This window comes from Paenibacillus medicaginis (assembly GCF_042138635.1).
GTDB lineage: Bacteria > Bacillota > Bacilli > Paenibacillales > Paenibacillaceae > Paenibacillus > Paenibacillus medicaginis.
The window spans coordinates 13,441-35,457 of record NZ_JBHIRY010000001.1 but is presented as its reverse complement, the minus strand read 5'-3'; the positions used below and the strand labels follow the sequence as shown (position 1 = coordinate 35,457).

At 53.0% G+C, this 22,017-nt stretch carries 21 protein-coding genes; 20 read left to right on the top strand and 1 reads right to left on the bottom strand.

From position 1 onward, the window contains the following. Positions 1 to 9: 9 nt before the first annotated feature. The 4 genes from ACE5LO_RS00165 to ACE5LO_RS00150 all read left to right on the top strand — a co-directional run bounded on the left by ACE5LO_RS00165 (position 10) and on the right by ACE5LO_RS00150 (position 3,427). Positions 10 to 417, top strand: a complete 408-nt coding sequence (locus tag ACE5LO_RS00165; protein ID WP_375352926.1) for a DUF2500 domain-containing protein — start codon at positions 10 to 12, stop codon at positions 415 to 417. A 228-nt stretch (positions 418 to 645) separates the two neighbouring features. Further along, complete coding sequence (locus tag ACE5LO_RS00160; RefSeq protein WP_375352930.1) at positions 646 to 1,068, top strand: cell wall hydrolase; 423 nt, start codon at positions 646 to 648, stop codon at positions 1,066 to 1,068. A 318-nt stretch (positions 1,069 to 1,386) separates the two neighbouring features. Then, the gene (gene gerQ, locus ACE5LO_RS00155; RefSeq protein WP_375353151.1) at positions 1,387 to 1,773 is read left to right on the top strand and encodes a spore coat protein GerQ; all 387 of its coding nucleotides are present in this window, start codon (positions 1,387 to 1,389) and stop codon (positions 1,771 to 1,773) included. 355 nt (positions 1,774 to 2,128) lie between these two features. Beyond that, entirely contained in the window at positions 2,129 to 3,427 is a 1,299-nt protein-coding gene (locus ACE5LO_RS00150) for a hemolysin family protein (protein WP_375518505.1), read from the top strand. Positions 3,428 to 3,513: 86 nt separating this feature from the next. Here ACE5LO_RS00150 and ACE5LO_RS00145 read toward each other — a convergent pair whose 3' ends face one another. After that, entirely contained in the window at positions 3,514 to 4,746 is a 1,233-nt protein-coding gene (locus tag ACE5LO_RS00145) for an aminopeptidase (protein ID WP_375518055.1), read from the bottom strand. A 157-nt stretch (positions 4,747 to 4,903) separates the two neighbouring features. Here ACE5LO_RS00145 and ACE5LO_RS00140 point away from each other — a divergent pair, with 157 nt between their 5' ends. The 16 genes from ACE5LO_RS00140 (at position 4,904) to ACE5LO_RS00065 (ending at position 22,012) form a co-directional block, all read left to right on the top strand. Further along, positions 4,904 to 5,185, top strand: coding sequence for a hypothetical protein (locus tag ACE5LO_RS00140; protein ID WP_375518054.1), 282 nt, complete (start codon positions 4,904 to 4,906; stop codon positions 5,183 to 5,185). A 248-nt stretch (positions 5,186 to 5,433) separates the two neighbouring features. After that, the gene (locus ACE5LO_RS00135) at positions 5,434 to 6,522 is read left to right on the top strand and encodes an RNA-guided endonuclease InsQ/TnpB family protein (RefSeq protein ID WP_375518053.1); all 1,089 of its coding nucleotides are present in this window, start codon (positions 5,434 to 5,436) and stop codon (positions 6,520 to 6,522) included. 185 nt (positions 6,523 to 6,707) lie between these two features. Further along, entirely contained in the window at positions 6,708 to 7,511 is an 804-nt protein-coding gene (locus tag ACE5LO_RS00130) for an MBL fold metallo-hydrolase (RefSeq protein WP_375518052.1), read from the top strand. 135 nt (positions 7,512 to 7,646) lie between these two features. Next, positions 7,647 to 8,660 (top strand): aldose 1-epimerase, encoded by a 1,014-nt coding sequence (locus ACE5LO_RS00125; RefSeq protein ID WP_375518051.1) that lies wholly within the window; start codon positions 7,647 to 7,649, stop codon positions 8,658 to 8,660. Between the two features lie 274 nt (positions 8,661 to 8,934). Then, the gene (locus ACE5LO_RS00120) at positions 8,935 to 9,654 is read left to right on the top strand and encodes an SDR family NAD(P)-dependent oxidoreductase (RefSeq protein WP_375518050.1); all 720 of its coding nucleotides are present in this window, start codon (positions 8,935 to 8,937) and stop codon (positions 9,652 to 9,654) included. A 158-nt stretch (positions 9,655 to 9,812) separates the two neighbouring features. Beyond that, positions 9,813 to 11,189, top strand: a complete 1,377-nt coding sequence (fumC, locus tag ACE5LO_RS00115) for a class II fumarate hydratase (protein WP_375518049.1) — start codon at positions 9,813 to 9,815, stop codon at positions 11,187 to 11,189. Positions 11,190 to 11,397: 208 nt separating this feature from the next. After that, positions 11,398 to 13,008, top strand: coding sequence for a PucR family transcriptional regulator (locus ACE5LO_RS00110; protein ID WP_375518048.1), 1,611 nt, complete (start codon positions 11,398 to 11,400; stop codon positions 13,006 to 13,008). A 133-nt stretch (positions 13,009 to 13,141) separates the two neighbouring features. After that, complete coding sequence (gene uraD, locus ACE5LO_RS00105; RefSeq protein ID WP_375518047.1) at positions 13,142 to 13,669, top strand: 2-oxo-4-hydroxy-4-carboxy-5-ureidoimidazoline decarboxylase; 528 nt, start codon at positions 13,142 to 13,144, stop codon at positions 13,667 to 13,669. Then, a complete protein-coding gene (gene uraH / locus ACE5LO_RS00100) occupies positions 13,669 to 14,031 on the top strand; it encodes a hydroxyisourate hydrolase (RefSeq protein ID WP_375518046.1) in 363 nt (120 codons plus the stop codon). The genes uraD and uraH overlap by 1 nt, the downstream gene beginning before the upstream one ends. 200 nt (positions 14,032 to 14,231) lie before the next feature. Further along, on the top strand, positions 14,232 to 15,641 hold the full coding sequence (locus ACE5LO_RS00095) for an allantoinase (RefSeq protein WP_375518045.1): 1,410 nt from the start codon (positions 14,232 to 14,234) through the stop codon (positions 15,639 to 15,641). Then, complete coding sequence (locus tag ACE5LO_RS00090) at positions 15,634 to 16,917, top strand: M20 family metallo-hydrolase (RefSeq protein ID WP_375518044.1); 1,284 nt, start codon at positions 15,634 to 15,636, stop codon at positions 16,915 to 16,917. Before ACE5LO_RS00095 ends, ACE5LO_RS00090 begins: the two co-directional genes overlap by 8 nt. Continuing rightward, on the top strand, positions 16,914 to 18,152 hold the full coding sequence (gene pucG / locus ACE5LO_RS00085) for a (S)-ureidoglycine--glyoxylate transaminase (protein WP_375518043.1): 1,239 nt from the start codon (positions 16,914 to 16,916) through the stop codon (positions 18,150 to 18,152). The genes ACE5LO_RS00090 and pucG overlap by 4 nt, the downstream gene beginning before the upstream one ends. A 36-nt stretch (positions 18,153 to 18,188) precedes the next feature. Then, on the top strand, positions 18,189 to 19,511 hold the full coding sequence (locus ACE5LO_RS00080; RefSeq protein WP_375518042.1) for a 5'-deoxyadenosine deaminase: 1,323 nt from the start codon (positions 18,189 to 18,191) through the stop codon (positions 19,509 to 19,511). 38 nt (positions 19,512 to 19,549) lie between these two features. Continuing rightward, a complete protein-coding gene (locus ACE5LO_RS00075) occupies positions 19,550 to 20,560 on the top strand; it encodes an XdhC family protein (RefSeq protein WP_375518041.1) in 1,011 nt (336 codons plus the stop codon). Continuing rightward, positions 20,505 to 21,143, top strand: coding sequence for a nucleotidyltransferase family protein (locus ACE5LO_RS00070; RefSeq protein WP_375518040.1), 639 nt, complete (start codon positions 20,505 to 20,507; stop codon positions 21,141 to 21,143). The genes ACE5LO_RS00075 and ACE5LO_RS00070 overlap by 56 nt, the downstream gene beginning before the upstream one ends. Then, positions 21,140 to 22,012: an FAD binding domain-containing protein gene (locus ACE5LO_RS00065; RefSeq protein ID WP_375518039.1), complete on the top strand. Its 873-nt coding sequence runs from the start codon at positions 21,140 to 21,142 to the stop codon at positions 22,010 to 22,012. Before ACE5LO_RS00070 ends, ACE5LO_RS00065 begins: the two co-directional genes overlap by 4 nt. Positions 22,013 to 22,017 lie beyond the last annotated feature (5 nt).

The window sequence follows — 22,017 nt, the reverse complement described above, 5'->3', positions numbered from 1 at the left end:
GATCATTCTGTGGGGTTCGAATCACTATGGATGTTTGATTTGATGGGAACCGTATTTCCTGTCTTTTTTGTCATGATACTTGGAATTATCATTTTGTCGGCCGGGAAGGAAATTTTGGGCTGGAAGCGGAACCGGACAGAGCCGGTGCTGACGGTAAGCTCCCGCATCGCCTCCAGACGAATGTATATACAGCAAAGACAGCTGGACGATTCGTCCCCTGCTACGACTACATTGTATTATTTAACCTTTGAAGTAGAGAGCGGGGACAGACTCGAGTTTAAAGTGAACGGGGAGCAGTACGGGATGTGCTCGGAGGGGGATTCGGGCAGGCTGACCTTCCAGGGGACCAGGTATATCGGGTTTGAGCGCGACCATCGTCCCCATTCCATGGGCACCGGAGGCATGGTGTCCGGGTGAGCGCAGCAGGAACGTGCAATCCATCGCTCATTCTTGTTTCTGCGGCCGCCTGGAAGGTTTCATAATATAGAAAGGAGTCGTTATATTGAGGTAAATGCCTTCACGGAGGACTATACCTTTCCGGAACGAGAAGTTTCGGAAAGGTATTTTTTTGTATCCGAACAAGTCACCTAATAGGCGGATGCACAATACGATATAGTATGTAATCAGAAGCAAGGAGGGGATTGGGTGGCTGTCATCAAATCCAATTCAGAGGACGTCAAGCTGCTGGGCCGCCTGATGAGAGCGGAAGCCGAGGGCGAAGGGGAGCAGGGAATGCTGATGGTCGGCAATGTCGGCGTGAACCGCATTCTCGGCAACTGCCTCGATTTCAGGGATATCCGGCAGATGAAGCAGATGGTTTTTCAGAGCCCTGGCGGCTTTGAAGCAACACAGAAGGGGTATTTTTATCAAAGGGCTCGTGAACGGGATATCCGGCTTGCCCGGCGGGTCATCAACGGAGAAAAAATTTGGCCGGCTTCCAACGCTTTATGGTTTTTCAGGCCTGCTGGCGGCTGTCCCGGAACATGGTATAACCAAAGCCACTCAGGCCGTTTTAAAGCTCATTGCTTCTATAACCCGTCAGCAGCTGACTGTCCTGCAGTTTATTAGAGGTAGTTCAAAAAGTCATCTTTTGATCACGAAGGAAGTCAGGAAGCGGACTCGACATCGAATCTTGAATTCAGCCGGGCCTTCCGGTGCTCACGTACCCCAAGTACGCTCCGCTCCTCAGTCCCTAGCTTCATTCAACCTTCTCGGTGCTGAAAACCTGACTTTTTGAACACGCATTTTTGGAAGAAAGAACATATTCAGGGAGGGTATTCAATGATGTCTCAATTTTATCCGCCATATGCATATGAGGGGGGGTTCACGGATCCGTACAGATTTGCATCCAATGCCGCACCCGTGCAGATGATGCCCCAAGCCGGGATGATGCCGATGGGAACGAACATGGGCATGAACGTTACAGGTCAAGGCATGGTTCCGCCACAGGTTAACAGCGGAAGCATGATGACCCCGACAGGAACCGTCGTACAGGCGCCGCAGTTTGAACAATCCTACATCGAGAACATTTTGCGTTTGAATCTTGGAAAAACAGGTACTTTTTATATGACCTATGAGAACAATAAAGACTGGAACGCCAAAATTTTCAAAGGAAAAGTGGAAGCCGCCGGCCGTGATCATATTATTATCAGCGACCCGTCAGGCATGCGGATTATGCTATTAATGGTGAACCTCGACTATGCCACCTTTAACGAGCCGCTCGTCTATCAGTATCCCGGAGTCATGGGCAATCCTCCGACAACGTCGAGATAAATCATTTTTCCTCTCATATGATGTACGAACCCTCTGCTGAGCAGAGGGTTAACTGTCGTTTTGGAGCAAAATCGGGCTTTTCGGCCTCAAAATACCGGATATCAGCTAAAATCTGCATAAAATCGGGTTATCTTCCGTGTTTGCAGTCATAGCTGGCTATTTCGTTGTGTAGTCTATAACTATATAATGTAATATAAGAATTTACTTATGAGAAGAGGAGTGAGCCCGTTGGGAAGTTGAAGCTGAGTCTTGGATTCAATCACAGTACAGTACAAACCAATCGAAGGAGGTGCTCCTGTCTGTCTGCAACGAGGACGGATAGGGAAATTTATTGAGTAGTGATCCTTTACCCATAATTTTGAATTTGGTGGCAGTCCTCTTTTTGGTACTGCTTAACGGCTTTTTTGTATCCGCTGAGTTTGCCATGGTCAAGGTCAGGGGGAGCCGGATCGATATGCTGATGGATACCGGCAACAAGAGGGCTGCTTATGCCTCAAACATGATTCATAATCTGGACGCTTATTTATCCGCTTGTCAGTTGGGCATCACCCTGGCATCCCTGGGATTGGGATGGATCGGCGAACCCGCCATTGCTGGCCTGATTGAGCCGCTGTTTGCGTCTGCGGGTCTTGGACCCGTCTATGTACACGGAACCGCCGTTGTCATTGCTTTTATCCTGATTACCATTCTTCATATTGTGCTTGGTGAATTGGCTCCAAAGACGATCGCCATCCGCAATGCAGAAAAGATTACATTACACTCGGCCGTCTTGATGACATGGTTTTATAAGATCATGTATCCATTTATCTGGGTACTGAACGGCCTGGCCAACCGACTGCTGCGGTTATTCCGGACCGAGCCGGTATCTGAATATGATGGATCCGCTCATACCGAAGAGGAAATCCGCATACTGATGAAAGAAAGCAATAAAAGCGGACTAATTGATAACACAGAATTGGCGCTTGTTGATAATATATTTGATTTTTCGACAACCACGGCGCGTGAGATTATGATTCCGCGAACGGAAATGATCTGTCTGTACAGTCATTTTTCGACAGAAGAGAACTTGGCCATCGCTCTGGACAGCATGCGAACCCGCTATCCGATCTGCGGGGAAGACAAGGATCATATTATCGGGTTCATTCATATCAAGGATCTGCTGCGGGCGGATACTTTGGATACCCGCACGATGATCAGGCCGATCCTGGCTGTTCCCGAGTCGACACAGATCAGCGATTTGCTGAAAAAGATGCAGCGCAGCAAGACGCAAATTGCGATCCTGATCGACGAATATGGCGGGACCTCCGGCCTCGTCACCCTTGAAGACATTATGGAAGAAATCGTGGGTGAAATTCAGGATGAATTTGATCAGGAGCGGCCAGTGCTGGAGCAGATCGGGGAAGAAGAATTCTCCATCGACGGCATGATGCTGATTGAAGAGTTCAACGACCATTTCGGTCTTGAACTGAGCAGCGAGGATCTCGATACGGTCGGAGGGTGGATGTACTCGCATATTGAAGCCATTCCTCCCCAGCCGGGACAATCTGTTGCCCATAATGGCTTCCTGATTATGGTGGAAGAGACGGAGAATAAACGGATCTCACGTGTCCGGCTTATGAAAGAAGAGGTTATTATTGAAGAAGCGGGGGCCTGATCGGCCCCCGCAGAAAAGGAGTACCCTGCAGCCGTATCAAATGACGCAGGGTACTCCTTTTTGGTTGTTCAATTTACTTTGTTGAGTTAAAATGCCCAGTTGCCCTTGCGGAAAACAGGCTCACGTTGTCCGTCATGTGTGATGCCATCGATGTCCATGTCTGCAGAGCCGATCATAAAATCGACATGGGTCAGACTGTGGTTCAGGCCGTGCTCGGCCAGCTGCTCCTGCGTCATGTCCTTGCCACCCTTCAGACAGAAGGAATACGCCGTGCCGATTGCGAGATGATTGGAGGCATTTTCATCAAACAGGGTGTTGTAAAACAAAATGTTGCTCTCCGAGATGGGGGAATGGTGCGGCACCAGGGCCACCTCGCCTAAATAATGGGCCCCCTCATCCATTTCAATCAGGTGCTGCAGCGTTTCCAGCCCGGTTTGTGCCTGCACGTCCACAATGCGGCCATTCTCAAAGGTAAGGGTGAAATTGTCGATAATATTGCCGCCGTAGCTGAGCGGTTTGGTGCTGTGGACTTTGCCGTTTACGCCGGTTTTGAGCGGAGCTGTAAATACTTCCTCTGTCGGCATGTTGGCTACATAACTATGTCCCTGTGCGTTAATGCTGTCCCCTTGCGCCCATATATGACCTTCAGGCAGCTCGATGGTCAGGTCCGTGCCGGGCGCGGTATAGTGCAGCTTATGATAGTTCTTGCTGTTAAGCACATCCGACTTGGATTGCAGGTTTTGCAGATGATCGTTCCAGGCCGCCACCGGATCAGGCTCACTCAGACGCACGGTATTAAAAATGGCATCCCACAGCTTGTCCACCTGCTCTGCGGCTGGAGCGTCCGGGAACACCTTCGCGGCCCATGCGGCGGAAGGCACGGCAACAATTGACCAGCTGAACTTGTCCGCCATCTGGTAGGCGCGGTATTTGGCCAATGCGGTAGCCCGGACGCGTTGCGACGCCTGAATGCGGCTGGAAGGGATGCCTGCCAGCAGATCAGGATCTTCTGCAAGCACATGCAGCACGGCTCCCCCATTTTCGACCAGCTCGGTCATTTCCGCGGCATACCATTTTGGCGGAATCTCGAACGTCTCATCAGGTGCCATTTCATACTGCAGGCGCGTAACTGTCTCGTCACTCCAATTTACCTTGACCAGGTTGGAGCCCGCTGCATAGGCTTCTTTAACGATAAGCCGGACAAATTCGGCAGCCGAAATCGGCGCATGCACGACAAGTGTTTGGCCCTGTTGTACATTGACTCCAATGCGGACGGCCAGTTCGGCATATTTTTGCAGCTTTTGCTGAAAGTTTGACATGTTCATTCCTCCGTTTTAAAGGATGATACGCTTTCGCTGTATCGTATGTATCTTTTCTATTGTACAATGGAAAGATAAGGTTCACAAATCAGCCGCCGTTGTATAACGGACAAGCCTTTGCAAACAGAGCATTTTTACATATGGGGAGATGATGGGCATGACAGAATTATCACAAGAGGTTCAAATTAAACAGGCAGCAATGAAAAGGGGCGAGGATGGCGTTTATATGGGCCAGGTTATTTTCACGCTCGCGGGCAATCAATCCTCGTATGAAGTTCTGCTCTATAGCAAGAAGGGAAAGGATTGGGACTATAGCCTCCATTTTGCTGAAGGATTGCGCAACGAGGAGGAGATGCTGGCTGTTGACGCGAGGCTGGAGGAAGACGATGATCTGTTCGATCTGTTGCTGGAGGCGGCTCAAGCCTCTCTTCAGGAATAAAGAGAGGCTATGCAGGCAGATTGTTGGACTATCTTTAGGCTGGACATCATATGATGACAAGGGTACGGGAACACCATTAGGTGTTTAACATCTTTCCGTGAGAAGTCCCCTTCCTCTGCAGGTAGGGGATGAATTCTCGGTTAGGCGAAGCCTATGCACTTGTTTATTGTATGAGGCGCGTGCTTTCCTAGTCGAATGTTTGTGTGGTATGATGGGAATATACGTTCTTATTAAGGCGGTGACCCTTCGTGCAAATCACGTATCAATTTCGCCTCTACCCGACCCCCGAACAGGAAGAACGCATGATTCGAACGTTGATCTTGTGCCGGAAGCTTTACAATCGGGCGAAGGAGCAACGGGATACCGTCTACAACCAAGAGGGCAAAACCGTAACCTACGCCAAGCAGCAGAATGGATTGCCCGCCTTCAAGAAGGAATTTCCCGAGTATAAAGAAGTTCATTCGCAAGTGCTGCAAGATTGCCTGCGGCGTTTGGATGATGCCTATCAGCGGTTCTTTCGCGGCGATGCGGGCTTTCCTCACTATAAGTCAGCCGACCGATATCTCCCCTTCACGTACCCTCAGCCGGGTGCGGTAGACAAGACTTTCGCCCGGGATGGATACGTCTATCTGTCCAAAATCGGCTTTGTCCGCATGCGGACACACCGTCCGTTCGACCGGGCGAAGGTGACCCAAATCAACGTGAAACGGCATGCAGACGGGTGGATCGCGGGGATCGGCGTGAACATAGAGGCAGCGGAAGCAGGCCAGACGGCGGAAACAGCCGTGGGCATCGACGTCGGGCTACGCACGTTTGCGGCGCTGTCCGATGAGACGAAGGTGGACAACCCACGGTATCTGCGAAGAGCGGAGAAGCGGCTCAGACGCGCCCAGCGGCGGCTATCCCGCAAAGCGCGCGGTTCCCGCAACCGGCAGAAGGCCAAACGGAAAGTCGCGAACATCCACCAGAAAGTGGCGCGGCAGCGCAAAGATTTTTTGCACAAACAATCGCATCGCATCGTTCAGGGACATGACCTGATTGCGGTGGAGCAACTGAAAGTGAAGAACATGATCCGCAATCGCCGGCTGTCCAAAAGCATCTTAGATGCCGGATGGCGAATGTTCATCACGTATCTGTCGTATAAAGCCGCAAAACAGGGGAAGCGACTCGTACAAGTGCCCGCCCACGGCACATCGCAAACCTGCGTATGCGGTGCGGATGTTCCCAAAACGTTGGCGATCCGGCTTCATGAATGCGAAGCATGCGGACTGGTGCAGGACAGGGACATCGTTTCGGCCCAGGTCATTTTGCAGCGGGCTTTGAACATCGTAGCGTGATGGACCGAAGACCGTAGGGAGGGTTTGCCCCGAACGGGATGCGTGCCGCATCGAACGCTTGTGGAGATCCAGTTAGACCTTTCCTATGGAAAGGCAGCGATCATTGAAACAAGAAGCCCCCGCCTCTTCAGGCGGTGGGAGCATTCACCTGAGATATTTCCGTGTATACTGGAGGTTCCTTGCATATGACAGATTCCCTGATCTTCGATGGATTGACAGCAACGGAAGAGGCTGCTCCAGACATTCTGAAGCTGCGAACATTATTTGTGAATACGGTGTTTATAGGTGAGCCGGGCCGCCGTGGCTGGGTATTGGTGGATACCGGTATGCCCGGATTTCAAGACGCCATTATCGCGGTTGCTGAAGCCAGATACCCCGGGCCGCCGTCGGCAATCATCCTGACACACGGCCATTTTGACCATGTAGGCACAGTAATCGGCCTGATCCAGCATTGGGGTTCTCCGGTGTACGCGCACCCGCTGGAGCTTCCTTATCTCACGGGGTGGCAGGATTATCTTCCAGCAGACCCCTCTGTAGGAGGCGGCTTGCTGGCAGGCGTATCCTTTCTGTACCCGAATGAAGCAATCGATCTGGATGATCGTGTGGAGCCGCTCCCTGCCGACGGCACCGTACCGGGGGCACCAGGCTGGAGCTGGCTTCATACACCCGGGCATACGCCCGGACATGTATCTCTTCTCCGGCCGGCGGATCGGATGCTCGTTTCCGGGGATGCTATGATCAGTGTGAAACAGGAATCGGCTCTGGCCGTCGTACAGCAGGCAGGGGAGATCCATGGCCCGCCGACTTATTTCACTACCGATTGGGCTGCCGCCAGGCGTTCGGTTGAGCTGATTGCGAAGCATCGCCCTGCCACTGTTGTAACAGGTCACGGTCCTGTCATGAAGGGGGCCGAACTGGATCGCCAGCTGCAGCAGATGGCAGAGCATTTCGAGGAAATGGCGGTGCCGAAGGAAGGCAAATATGTCTGAATCAAGCGGCCTGGGAGGGCCGTTTTCTTTTTGCAATGGAATTTTTGCACAGAGCGTGGTATAGTCTTGCCGACAGACATATTAGCGTTTTCATAAGTTTATAGAACAGGATACATATTTTCAAGGAGGTTTCACATGTCTATCGAGCACACTGTTTATCAAGAGCCGTTTAATGGCCTGGACGCAATTTGGTTGAAGTTCGGAACGTACGAGGCCGTGTTGATTCCGGAATATGGCGGAAATCTGGTGGCGTTCCGGGATACGGAGCGAGGATACCGCTTTTTACGGGAGCCGGACGAAAATGCAATGAATGACTTCATCACCAATCCTTCGGTATACGGAATTCCTTTTCTCTTTCCGCCAAACCGTTACGAGGATGGTAAATTCCCTTGGAAAGGAACCGTGTATGAGCTGCCGATCAATGAGCAAGCGACACATAATCACCTGCACGGCTTTCTGCATAACGTGCCATGGAAAGTCGTCGCCTCCGGCACGACCGATGTGGAAAGCTATGTATTGATCAGTCAAAAGGTAGATGAACAACATCCGATGTATCGGTACCTTCCGTTTAAATTCACGGTCTATCTGCGTTATAACCTGGACGGTACTGGCCTGCACCAACAGTATTCTATTGTGAATGAGGGAACGGAAGCGATGCCTAACCTGTTTGCGTTTCATACCGCCATTAACGCACCCTTTGCTGCCGGCAGCACGCCTGACGATTACCGGATCAAGATTACCATTGGCGAACGTATTGAACTGAATGAGCGCTCCTTGCCAACCGGCAGGCTGCTGCCGCTGTCTGAAGAAGAACAGGCCATGAAGACGGAAGGTGTTAACCCGTATTTTGCGGCTATGGACAACCATTACACGGCTGTTCCGCAAAATGGGCGCAATTATATGGAGCTTACGGATCTTCGGACAGGGGTCAAACTGGTATATGATGTCGGCACTTCCTACAAGCACTGGATGATTTGGAACAACCGCGCAAGCCGTTCATTTATCTGTCCTGAACCACAAATGAACAGGGTCAACGCTCCTAACCTGAGCAATATTGCACCAGAGGAAGCAGGCCTGGTCCAATTATCGCCAGGTGAACGGTTCGAACAAAGCGCCAGCCTGTACTGCATTTATCCGGATTCCCGATGAAGTTGAGAGTTGGGAAGGAAGAGGCAGCAATGAAGGCGTTGCTTCAAGCGGGCTGCGGGCGCAGGATGTGGAAAGAGCTGTAGACGAGACCGTTTGGTAGGCTCAATATCCGGAAATTCACCCGCTTGGCTGAATGTGAGCCATGGGCTGTCCCGAACCGTATGGTTTTCGTTTGGGGCAGCCCATTTTCATATTATTCAATCTAGGATAATAACAATTTTTTGGTAGCCTAGAGGGGGAAGAATAGCAGACTTGTAGTGTGAGGGGAGATAGGATGCGAAACTTTATAATTTTCGGAGCCAGTAAAGGGCTGGGGGAATCCTTCGTCAAAGAATTGCCCGAGGCGGGAGACCATGTCTGGATCGTTTCCAGAAGCCGTCCAGAGACGTTGCAGCTTGATGATGGAGTCAACAGATATTGGATCAAAGCAGATCTGACTTCGGTCGAAGCGGGTAATAAGATTGCCGATGCATTCAATGACACTGCTCTAGATGTGCTTATTTATAACGTTGGGATATGGGAGAGCAATGGCTTCAGGGAAGACTATGACTTTGAGCAGGATGATACTGCTGAAATCGTTAATATTCTAAATGTTAATATCGTATCCGCCATTAATTGTATTCAAAAGCTGCTGCCCAATCTGAGAAAATCGGATAACGCAAAAATCATCTTGATCGGTTCGACTGCCGGGCTTGAGAACAATCATTTTACCCAGGTGTCATTTACGGCTTCCAAGTTTGGACTGCGCGGTATCGGCAACTCTTTAAGGGAGCATGTGAAAAAGTATGGTATCGGGGTAACCGTTATCAATCCGGGAGAAATTGCAACCCAGGTTCCTTATAAAGACGGGGTGGAGAAAGTTTTGTCAGCTTATCAGGGGACACAAATTCCATTACAGGATATCGTTTCACTGGTCAAATGTGTCATTCATCTCTCCAGAGCATCCTGTGTGAAAGAAATCAACATTCCGGCGATGCTTGATGAGAATGCATGATATCTAAGTTTACATATCAATAATTATGTAAACTTAATTCTTATACAAAAAAGCGCTTGCAAAAAACGGTGAAGATTGATCGTAGATGCGGTATAATGTGACAGGAAGTCATAAATTTTGAGAGAACATGCAGTACATACGATGAGGGAGGAATTGCAGTGGAATACCGGATTGAAAAAGATACCATTGGTGAAATCAAAGTTCCCGCGGACCGTCTTTGGGGTGCTCAAACCCAGCGCAGCAAGGAGAATTTCCCGATCGGCACGGAAAAAATGCCCATAGAGGTCATTTATGCCTTTGCAGTACTCAAGAAGAGCGCAGCGATCAGCAACCACCAGTTGGGCAAGCTATCGGCGGACAAGCAGGATGCGATCGTATATGCTGCAGATGAAATTTTGACTGGCAAGCTGAATGATCATTTTCCACTGGTCGTATGGCAGACCGGAAGCGGCACACAGTCGAATATGAACGTGAACGAAGTCATTGCCCGCCTTGGCAGCCAGTGGCTGGAACAGAACGGCAAAGAAGAGCGTCTGCATCCCAATGATGATGTGAATATGTCGCAAAGCTCCAACGATACGTTTCCGACGGCCCTGCACGTTGCAGGTGTGCTCGCTGTAGAGGATCATCTGCTGCCTGCCATAGCCAAGCTGAAAGAGACGTTCCACAGCAAGTCAGAGCAGTTCAAGGACATCATCAAAATCGGCCGCACACACCTGCAGGACGCCACCCCGTTAACCCTCGGTCAAGAAATCAGCGGCTGGGAGGCGATGCTGGACAAGAGTGCCCGCATGATCACCGATACGGTCGAATACATGAAAGAACTGGCCATTGGCGGAACGGCTGTGGGCACCGGAATTAACGCCCATCCGGAGTTCGGGGCGATGACATCCGCCGAGATTTCCGGTTTCACAGGCAAAACGTTTACATCGGCGCCGAACAAGTTTCATGCCCTCACCAGCCATGATGAGGTCGTAGCGGTTCATGGGGCCGTGAAGGCACTGGCCGCCGATTTGATGAAAATCGCCAACGATGTGCGCTGGCTCGCAAGCGGACCGCGCAGCGGCCTTGGCGAAATCACGATTCCGGCCAATGAACCGGGAAGCTCCATTATGCCGGGCAAAGTTAACCCTACTCAAAGTGAAGCGTTAACGATGGTCGTTACGCAGGTGATGGGCAATGATGCGGCGATCGGCTTTGCGGCCAGCCAGGGTAATTTTGAGCTCAATGTGTTCAAGCCTGTCATCATTTACAATTTCCTGCAATCGGTGTATCTGCTGGCCGATTCCATCGTTGCCTTTAATGACAACTGCGCGGTTGGCATTGAGCCGAATATGGCGAAAATCGAGCATAACCTGCATAACTCGCTCATGCTTGTCACCGCATTGAATCCTTACATCGGATATGAAAATGCGGCCAAAATCGCGAAGCTTGCTCATGCAGAGGGACTGTCATTGAAGGAAGCCGCTCTTAAGACCGGATTGTTAACCGAAGAGCAGTTTGACCAGTATGTCGATCCGGCCAAAATGATTTAATTCACGAATGAACCTCTGGCTCGGACGAGAGCCAAGCATATGACGAAGAAGCTAAAAACCGTGCATCCGTAAGAGGTGACACGGTTTTTTTGTGTGAAAAAAATTCAAGAGCTCATGTCAGTTTTTTCTCGAGAGAGGATGTTATAATAACTAACAAACTAAAAATGGATATATAACATAACACGATAATTAAAAGGGAGGTATCATCATGCGACTGACGGTAAAAGAAGCTTTAAGCATTTATCCCCTCTCCGAAGCGAAGCTGGTAGCCGGCTCTGAGGGAACAATGAGAATGATGAAGTCGGTCAATGTTATGGATGCACCCGATATAGCGGACTGGATAAAAAACGGTGAAATGCTGTTTACAACAGGCTTCATTTTTAAAGATAGCCAGGAGGGGGTCATGCGGCTGCTGCAGCGGCTGGACGAACGGGGCTGTGCGGGACTTGGCGTCAAGCTGGGCCGCTTCTGGCAGCATATTCCCGAGCAGGTCATTGAGGAAGCGGACCGGCTGAAGTTTCCGCTGCTTGAACTTCCTTTTCAATTTACGTTTTCCGATCAGATAGATGCCCTGTTTCGCGCCGAGTATGAACGCAGCACCAAGGCCTTGCAGTCCATTGTCGACAGGCAAAAGCGATTGATGCAATTCGCCCTGAGAAAAGGCACGGACCCCAATGTGTTCGCTGGGCTTTCTGAGGTGCTTGGATGCCGCCTCGCTGTGATCGGATCAAGAGGGCATGTTCTGTTCGCCAACACCGATGAAGGTGCGCAGCCCGGTCTGATGCAGGGGTGGCCGTGGAAGCCGATGTATTCCAAGACCAAATGGCGTGCCGGTCTCTGTCACCGCCTGCCCATCAGACAGCAGGAGGAGGAGTACGGTTTTCTGCTTGTGTTCACGGAATCTCCCCATTCACCCAGATCTGAGGAAGGGCTGTACCAGCAGGCTGCGGAGGTGCTGGCTTATTACATGGATTTGACCTACAGAGAGCACATTCACCCGACAGTTCAGGATGAGATGAAGACGGTCATGATGCAGTATTTGAACGGCAAAATCAGTTCCTCCGATCTCGGCAGCTATACTGCAGGTAAAGGAGTCTCCCTTGCGGAGGGAGCTTACCAATGTGTGCTTACCACCCTGGAGCCTGCGGCTTTGTCCTCCCAAAAGCTGCTGAAGCAAATTCACAGGGAGCTGCAATACAATCCGCTTATGCAACTGAGCTCTGCCCATCATTTTCATGTCGATCAAGGAATATTATCCATCTATAGCTGCCCGGCGAGCAAAGACAGCGGGGAGCGGCTGGTGAAGTTTCTGTCCAGCAGGTTCAGCGATATTATCGAAAGCCAGCGTGCCAAAAATGAACCCGAGCCCCGGTTCTGGATCAGCAAAATGAAGCCCGGGCTTGCCCAGCTCCGGGAAGCGTACCAGGAATGTCTGGAGACGCGCAAGCTTGCGATCAGGTTCGGCATGGAGGATACGGCGCTGCAATTTGATACGCTGGAGTTTGCATACGTGTATCAGCATGTGCCTGCGGAGGTGATGTCCAATTACTGCGACAAGCTGCTGGAACCACTGCTGCACGACGGGGAAGCAAATCATATGCTGATGCTTACGCTGGAAGCTTTTATAGAGCATGACGGGCTCATCAATGAAGCGGCCAAACGCCTCTACGTGCACAGGAATACGGTAACTTACCGAATGGATAAGATCGCGGGCCTGCTGCAGATGGATTTCAAGAAGAATAATGACCTTTTGAAATTGAAGATGGCATTCACATTTCGTAAATTCCTGCAATCAGCTGATCAAAAGCGGGGCGAATAACATGGCTTCATGCACGATGACCAAATTTTTTTCATAATGTTAGTTTAAGTGACAATAATGCGTTATTAACATTGTCGTGTGAGAGAGCGGGTTTTACAATTACGTTTAATCAAGCAGCATGGGAGGCAGGACAATGAGCGATACGGCGGTGACGGAGTACATTAACAGCCTTGATCTTGCACAGTTTGCAGCTGCTTTCGGCACTCTTTTTGAGCATTCGCCGTGGATTGCGGAGCAAGCATGGGAGAAGAGGCCCTTTATGTCTCCTTCACATATGTTCGAAGAGATGAAGACGATTGTGGAACAGGCGGAGCCGGAAGCGGTGCTGCAGCTGCTGCACAGCCATCCCGATCTGGGAACCAGAATGGCCATGAGTCCCGATTCGGTAATGGAGCAGGCAGGGGCGGGGCTGGATTCCCTGTCTCCGGCGCAATATGAGGATCTGACAGAGTTGAATCGGCGTTATACGGAGAAGTTTGCTTTTCCATTTATTCTGGCTGTAAAAGGGCACACACCGGCAACCATTATTGAAGCGGCCAAGCGGCGCATTCATCATTCCGAAAAGGAAGAACGGAGAACAGCTGTAGAACAGGTGTTACGGATTGCCGGCTTCAGGCTGGAGGATTGGCTCAATAAGCATCAAGGGGTGAATGGGTCTTGATGGCGGGACGGATTACAACCCATGTACTGGATACCGGGCGGGGAAAGCCGGCAGCAGGGATGCAAATTGAGCTGTACTGCATAACCGGGGATAACACGTGGGAGTTGGTGGCTGAAAGCTTGACGAACGAAAACGGGCGCTCCGTGTCTCCTCTGCTGGAAGGCCCGGAAGTTGTGCCAGGCCTATATGAGCTGAGATTCGGAGCTGGAGTTTATCTGAAACAGGTCTATAACTCCGGGATCTCAGAACAGCCGTTGTGGGATATCATCCCGATCCGGTTCCGCATTGCCGATGCAGAGCAGCATTATCATATTCCGCTGCTCGTTGCGCCGGGAGGTTACAGTACTTATCGAGGAAGCTGATTTTAAGAGGTAGTTCAAAAAGTCATCTTTTGATCACGAAGGAAGTCAGGAAGCGAACTCGACATCGAATCTTGAATTCAGCCGGGACTTCCGGTGCTCACGTACCCAAGTACGCTCCGCTCCTCAGTCCCTAGCTTCATTCAACCTTCTCGGTGCTGAAAACCTGACTTTTTGAACACGCACTATAAGGGGGAGAACGGATGTCTCCGAAATATGATCTCATTCTCAAGGGAGGTACCGTCGTCCTGCCTGACGGCTGCAAGGAGACGGATATCGCCGTAAAAGACGGAGTAATCACAGCCATCGGCACCATTCCTGACACGGATGCGGGGCAGGTGTATGAAGCGGCCGGGTTAACCGTGATGCCAGGGGCGATCGACATTCATGTACATTTTAATGAACCGGGCTTGGGCTCCTGGGAGGGTTTTGCCACCGGCTCTGCCTCACTCGCCGCCGGAGGGGTCACGACCTACGTGGATATGCCGCTGAACGGGGTTCCGCCGACCGTCAGCGCCAAAGCTTTCGATCTCAAGCTGCAGCATGCGGAGAGCTCCTCTTATGTTGATTATGCCTTGTGGGGAGGGCTTGTTCCCGGCAACAAGGATGAGCTGGCCGGGCTGGCCGCAAGAGGAGCGGTTGGCTTCAAGGCTTTCATGTCCGAGCCGGGCGGCGAGGGGGAAGACATTTTTACAAGAGCTGACGATCTGACCCTGCTGGAAGGCATGCGTGAAATCGCCGGACTGGGCGGGCTGCTGGCGCTTCATGCAGAGAGTGACGCCATTACGCAGGAGATGGCTGCACGTCTGCGCTCCCAGGACAGTATAGATATGCGGGCATATCTTGCTTCGAGGCCGGTGATTGCTGAAGTGGAAGCGGTAAACCGGGCTTTGCTGTATGCAAGGCAAACAGGCTGTGCCCTGCATTTTGTGCATATCAGCAGTGTGCAGGCGCTTGAGCTTATCGATGCCGCCAAGGCGGAAGGCTTGGATGTCACGGCGGAAACCTGCCCCCACTATCTAAGCCTTACCGATGAGGATGCGGTGCGTATCGGTGCGGTGGCCAAATGTGCTCCTCCACTGCGGGACCGCGACAACAGAGAGCTGATGTGGGAAGCTTTTCGCAGGGGCTCCATTGATATCATTGCCTCAGATCATTCGCCATGTCCGCCTGAAATGAAGCTGTCGGACAATAATTTCGAGATATGGGGCGGAATTTCGGGCGCACAAAGCACGCTGAACATGATGATCGAGGAAGGATATATCAAGCGTGGAGTTGATTTGCAGTGTATTGCTGAAGCTACTGCTGCCACACCAGCTCGCAGAACGGGGCTTGCTTACCGCAAGGGCTCGATTGAGGTTGGTAAGGATGCGGATTTTGCATTGATTGATTTCAGCAGCGGGTTTGTATTGCAGCCTGAGAACCTGCTGTATCGCCACAAGCAGAGTCCTTATATCGGGTATGCATTTTCTCATTCGATAGCTGCAACCTTCTGCAGAGGGCATCAAGTATATGAACACGGCACAGGTGTGGCTCAAGCTCAAGGGTGCAAGGGGATCTTCATTCCTGGTAAGCAAAGCGGTGTTTACGAGCGGGGAACGGCATATGCATGACATGGTGAGGCCTGCTGAAGAGGCTGCGCAATTGCTGGAGCAGTACTGTGATCGATTGCCGGAAATGCTGGATTGGCTTTCGCAGTTCGGAAAAGATCCGGAAGGAGGAGTTACCCGCCTGCTGTACAGCGATGCGTGGCTGGAGGCTCAGCAGGCGCTAAGGCAATGGATGGAGCAGGAAGGGCTTGAGGCAGACTTTGACCAGACCGGCAATCTTGCAGGCAGACTGCAGGGAACCGATCCTTCGCTTCCGCCGGTCGCCGCAGGCTCGCATATCGATACCGTCGTCAACGGCGGAAGGTTCGACGGAGCCCTCGGGGTGGTGGCGGCGGCTTTGACTTTATCGTATTTGCATACGGCGTATGGTCCGCCAAAGCGGACATTGCTCGCCCTGTCCCTCTGCGAGGAAGAGGGAAGCCGCTTCCCCGTAACCTATTGGGGCTCGGGCAGCATCGCTGGCTTGCGCAGTTGGGAGTCTGACGGACACCATGCCGACAAGGATGGCGTCACGCTGCTGGAGGCAGCAAAACGATGCGGATTCGGTCCGGACTGCTTGTACAGAGCCCCTTCGCTGGAGCCGCACGCTTATGTGGAGCTTCACATTGAACAGGGTTTTGTGCTGGAAAGAACAGGCTTGCAGGCAGGGATTGTATCCGCCATTGTGGGCCAGCACCGCTATGAGATTCAATTGCAGGGTGAAGCGAATCATGCGGGCACCACCCCGATGCGGTGGCGGAAGGATACGCTGGCTGCCGCCGGGCAGATGATCGCCTTGACGAGGGAAGCGGCGCTGCGGGAAGGAGATCCACTCGTGGCGACGGTTGGCTCGCTGCATGCTTCTCCGGGAGTATCTAATGTTGTTGCGGGGGGCGTTACTTTTACATTGGATATCCGCCATCCGCATGATGCTGTGCTGCAAAAGTTCGCGGATGAGCTTTTACAGTGCTTCGCACAGATCGCGGATACCGAGGGAGTGCGGTTTACCGCTGTGGAAAGACTGCGAGCGGCAGCGGTGCCGATGCATGACCGGATTGTGCGGGAACTGGAGCACATTTGTGGGGAGCGCGGGCTGGCCAGCAACGTGATGCCAAGCGGGGCAGGCCATGATGCGCAGATGCTGAGCGCCATTTGTCCGACAGGCATGATTTTTGTCCCGAGCCGTCACGGAATCAGCCACAACCCTGCAGAATATACAGAGCCTGAAGCTTTAAAGAACGGTTTTAAAATCCTTTCAGATATCCTATATCAATTCGGCTACGGGAGTGTAGATTTATGAGTACTTACAGAGAACTGTCCCCTTCATTGCGAACGATAATGACGCCCGGCCCCGTGGAGGCGGACCCGCGCGTGCTGAGAGCGATGTCCTTTCCGGTGCTGGGTCAATTCGATCCCGAGTTCACAGGCTTGATGAACGAAACGATGTCCATGCTGAGGGAAGTGTTCCGCACCGGCAATGAGTGGTGTTTTCCCGTGGACGGCACCTCCAGATCAGGGCTTGAAGCCGTGTTAGTCAGCCTGATCCGGCCAGGGGACAGGGTGCTGGTGCCGATCTTCGGGCGCTTCGGTCATCTGCTGGCGGAAATTGCGGAGCGCTGCGGGGCCGAAGTCAGCGTCATGGAGACGGAGTGGGGAACGGTATTTGATCCGGAAATCGTCATTCAGGCCATCCACCGGCATAAGCCGCAGCTTGTCGCTATCGTGCACGGGGAAACGTCCACGGGACAGATGCAGCCCCTGAATGAGATCGGCAAAGCTTGCAGGGAACTGGACATTCTGCTCGTCGTTGATGCTGTGGCTACGATCGGCGGTACACCGGTAGAAACGGACCAATGGATGCTGGACGCGGTGATCGGAGGCACACAGAAATGTCTCTCCGTCCCTTCCGGGATGGCGCCAATTACTTATAACAGTCGTGTAGAGCAGCAGCTGCTGAGCCGTAAACGGATTGAACGCGGGCTGGCTGATCCGGTGGCTGGCGAAGCTGCTGTACGTCCGGTGTCCGATTCGATCCGCAGCAACTATTTTGATCTCAGCCAGCTGCAGGATTATTGGGGTCCGATGCGCCTGAATCATCATACCGAGGCGACCAGCATGCTGTACGCGCTTCATGAAGGGCTTCGCATTGTGCTGGCTGAGGGGCTGGAGGAGCGTTTTACAAGGCATCGCATCAATGAGCTGGCGCTGACAGCCGGTCTGCAGACGATGGGGCTGCAGCTGTATGGGGATCAGGCTAGTAAGCTGCCGGTCGTAACGTGCCCGCTCATTCCCGAAGGCATTGACGGTGAGCAGGTGCGTTCCATGCTGCTGCATCAATTCGGCATCGAGATTGCCAGCTCGTTCGGGCCGCTCAAGGGACGGATCTGGCGGATTGGCACGATGGGCTTCAGCTGCCGTCAAACGAATGTGCTGCAAGTGCTCGGCGCGCTGGAGGCTGTTCTGCTGCGCTGTGGCTTCCGGCTTCCGGCTGGTGAGGCGGTGCAGGCGGCACTGGATGTGTACACCGGACAATGACGGACGCCGCTGGTTATTCATAAGGGGGACAACAGCATGGCAAGTATTTTGATTAAAGGCGCACAAATCGTTTCCATGAACGCGGATGAAGATGTTTTTGTCGGGGACCTGTATGTTGAAAACGGCTTGATTACGGAGATCGGGACGGAGCTTCAGCAGGATGCTGACCGTATCATCGACGCGAAAGGAAAGGTTTTGCTGCCCGGCTTTGTGCAGACGCATATTCACCTCTGCCAAACCCTGTTTCGCGGGCGTGCCGATGATATGGAGCTGATGGATTGGCTGCGCAAAAGAATCTGGCCGCTCGAGGCGGCCCACGACGAGGAATCGGTCTACTATTCCGCTTTGCTGGGCATCGGGGAACTGCTCGCCAGCGGAACGACAACCGTGCTTGATATGGAGACGGTGCATCACACGGAATCAGCCTTTCAGGCGATTGCCCAGAGCGGGATTCGCGCCATTTCAGGCAAGGTGATGATGGATCACGGGGATGAGGTCCCTGTACCACTGCGCGAAAAGACGGAGGATTCCATCCGTGAGAGTGTCGATCTGCTGGAGAAATGGAACGGCTTCGGCGGCGGCAGAATCCAGTATGCGTTCAGCCCGCGCTTTGTCGTGTCCTGTACAGAGTCACTGCTGAAGCAGGTGCGGGACCTGTCGGCCAAGTACCATGTCAGAGTGCATACACACGCCTCGGAAAATCGCGGCGAAATCGCGCTGGTGGAAGCGGAGCGGGGGATGCGCAATATCGTGTACCTCGATCATATCGGGCTGGCGCATTCCAGACTCATTTTGGCCCATTGCATCTGGCTTAGTGAGGAAGAGAAGGAGATCATTCGCAAACGGGGCGTCAAGGTCACCCATTGTCCGGGCTCAAATTTGAAGCTGGCGTCAGGCATTGCCGAGATTCCGGATCTGTTAAATCGGCAGATTCATGTTGGCATCGGCGCTGACGGGGCTCCCTGCAATAATAATCTCGACATGTTTCAGGAAATGCGGCTGACGGCGCTCATTCATAAGGTGCCGCAAGGACCAACGGCAATGGATGCACGCACCGTGCTGCGTATGGCGACCATGGGAGGGGCGGAGGTGCTGGGCATGAGCCGCGAGATCGGGAGCCTGGAGGTTGGCAAGAAGGCCGACATGGTGCTGCTCGATCTGGAGGACTACCATACGTACCCATCTTATGACGTGGATATTTATTCCCGTGTTGTGTATTCCGCGACCAGAAGCAATGTAGATACGGTCATGGTCGACGGGAATATCGTTTTTGAGAACCGCAAAGTCATGACGATGGACCGTTCCATTGTATTGAAGGAAGCGGATAAATCAATCGCGCGTTTGGTGAAAACCATGTAGCTGAGAGCAAGCCCGAACTGGCAGAGGAGGAGTATGCGATGGAAATGGCAGACTTATGTGCAGCGGCAGCGAACAGTGAGGAACGCAAGGTGCTGGCTACCGTCGTATACGTTGACGGGCATGCTTACCGCAAAGAGGGAGCTTTGATGCTGCTGGGCGAGCAGGGCTCCATCTGGGGCAGCATCAGCCCGGGATGTCTGGAGAGTGACCTCTTGGCATGGGGGGAAATGGTGCTTCGCTCCGGAAAAATCGAACGGGTCCCTTATGACATGCGGCCGGAGGATGACTTTTCCTGGGGTGAAAATATCGGCTGCGGAGGCTTGCTGCATATTGTGCTGGAGCCTGTAACCGGAGAGCTTGAACAGGTGATGCATGAGATGCATCTCCGCTTCCTTGCAGGAGAGCGTATCATGCTGACACGCCGTTATGACTGGGACTCCGGAACGGCGGAATATGAGCTGGACGGAACGGCAGAACTGCAGGAGGCCTCCCCTTGGCCGAAGGTATATTCACGGGCTTACGAAGGGAAGCCGCGCCTCATCCTGTTTGGCGCCGGAGAAGACGCGATGCCAGTATGCCGTCTCGCTGCGAGCATCGGATTTCGGGTTACGGTTGCGGACTGGCGGAAGGCGATGCTGACAGCGGACCGGTTTCCGGGAGCGGAGCTGGTTTACGGATTTCCGGCTGAACTCTTCGCCCTGCTGGACATTATCAGCAGCGATTATGTGCTGTTGATGAGCCACCAATTCCAGCGGGAGAAGGAATTTCTCGCCCTGCTGCATAATGCCGAGTGCGCCTATCTCGGCATTATGGGCTCCAGGGACCGCACGGCACGGCTGACCCAGGAACTGGCCCTGCCAATGGCTCTGCACTCACCAGTCGGGCTCGCCATTGGCGCGGACGGACCGGAGGAGATCGCCGTCAGTATTGCGGCCGAGCTGATCGCCGTACGGCGGGAAAAGCAGCTTGTGCAGCCGAAAGGAGCAGCGCGTTATGAAGTCAGCCGGAATAGTGCTCGCAGCCGGAAGCAGCACGCGCATGGGACGTGACAAGCTTGCCCTGCCACTGGCGGACGGAGGCAGTCTGGCTGCCCGCGTCGTGCAAGCAGCGGCTGCTTCCCAACTCGATACCATTCTGGTCATCGGGCGAACGGAACGGCCGCCAATATGGCTGCAAACGGCACAGCTGCAAACGGCACATGGCGTCCAGACTGCGCCGGAGCGAAGCCGCTATATCGCTTGTCCCGATGCGGACAAAGGGCTCGCTCATTCGCTTAGATGCGGCCTCCAAACCGCGGAAGCTCTCCAATATGACGCTGCGATGATCCTGCTCGCCGACCAGCCTTTCGTAAGGAGCGAGCATATCAACACACTGCTGGAGCGTTTTGCATCGAATCGGCAGGTGGATTATGTCGCAGCCTCCGACCAAGGAAAGGCGAAACCGCCTGTGCTGCTGGCCAGCAGCTTGTTCGGCAGGCTGCAGTCTCTCGAAGGCGACCAGGGGGCAGGGGCTTTGATTAACGGCTCCTCCGCGCAGGGAATCAGGATTTCGATGCATCCAGTTATTTTTCTCGACGCAGATACGCCTGAGGATTTCAATTTCATTAGAACGAAGGAGGCTGAAGGAACATGAGCAATGGAAGTTTTGCAAATCGTGCGCTGCCCGCTGTTCGGCTTCCTGCAGCTGTCGGGGAAGCGCTGCATTGGAAAAGCTCCGCAGAAGGAACCTCCTGCTACGTTGCGGGCGGAACCCTTTTGCGCACCCAATGGGAGGGAGAAACTGCTCCTTTGCCACAGCAAATCGTATCGCTGCATGGCATTCGTGCCATGTATGGAATAAGCCTGGAGGACGGCATGCTGTCCATTGGGGCGATGACAAGTCTGGCCGAATGCTGCCGCAGCCCGCTTGTGGCTGCAAACGCCCCGCTGCTGGCGGAAGCGGCACGGCAGATCGGTGCTCCTTCGATTCGGACGACCGCCACCCTCGGGGGTAATATTGCGTCAGGTGTCGGAGATTCCATTCCTGTCCTGCTCGTCTTGCGGGCACAGCTTGAGTGGCATACCGAAGACGGAACTGTCCGGATCGCCACCGAAGATTGGCTGCAAATGGTCCGTCAGGGCACACAATGTCAGGGGTTCATTCTTCAGCGGGTGCTTATCCCCTTACCATCCGGTGATGAAGTCGTGTTTTTTCGTAAAATCGGCAGACGTGAAGCGTTCACCCCTTCGTTGGTGACCGTGGCGTTTATGGGCAGGCCTGACAGTATCGGAGGCTGGAGCAATGTACATGTGGCGGCAGGTGGAGGATCAGGTATCGCCATGAGACTTGCCCGTTCCGAGGTTTTGCTGCACAAGGGGCTCACGGATCTTTCGCTTCTCGCCAGGACGGTAAAAGATGAATTTGTAACCTTCACAGACGCATTTGCTACGGCGGAATACCGTGCCATGACAGCAGGCAATCTGCTGGCCGCAGCGCTGTATAAGCTTGCAAGTCATGATTAGGGAAA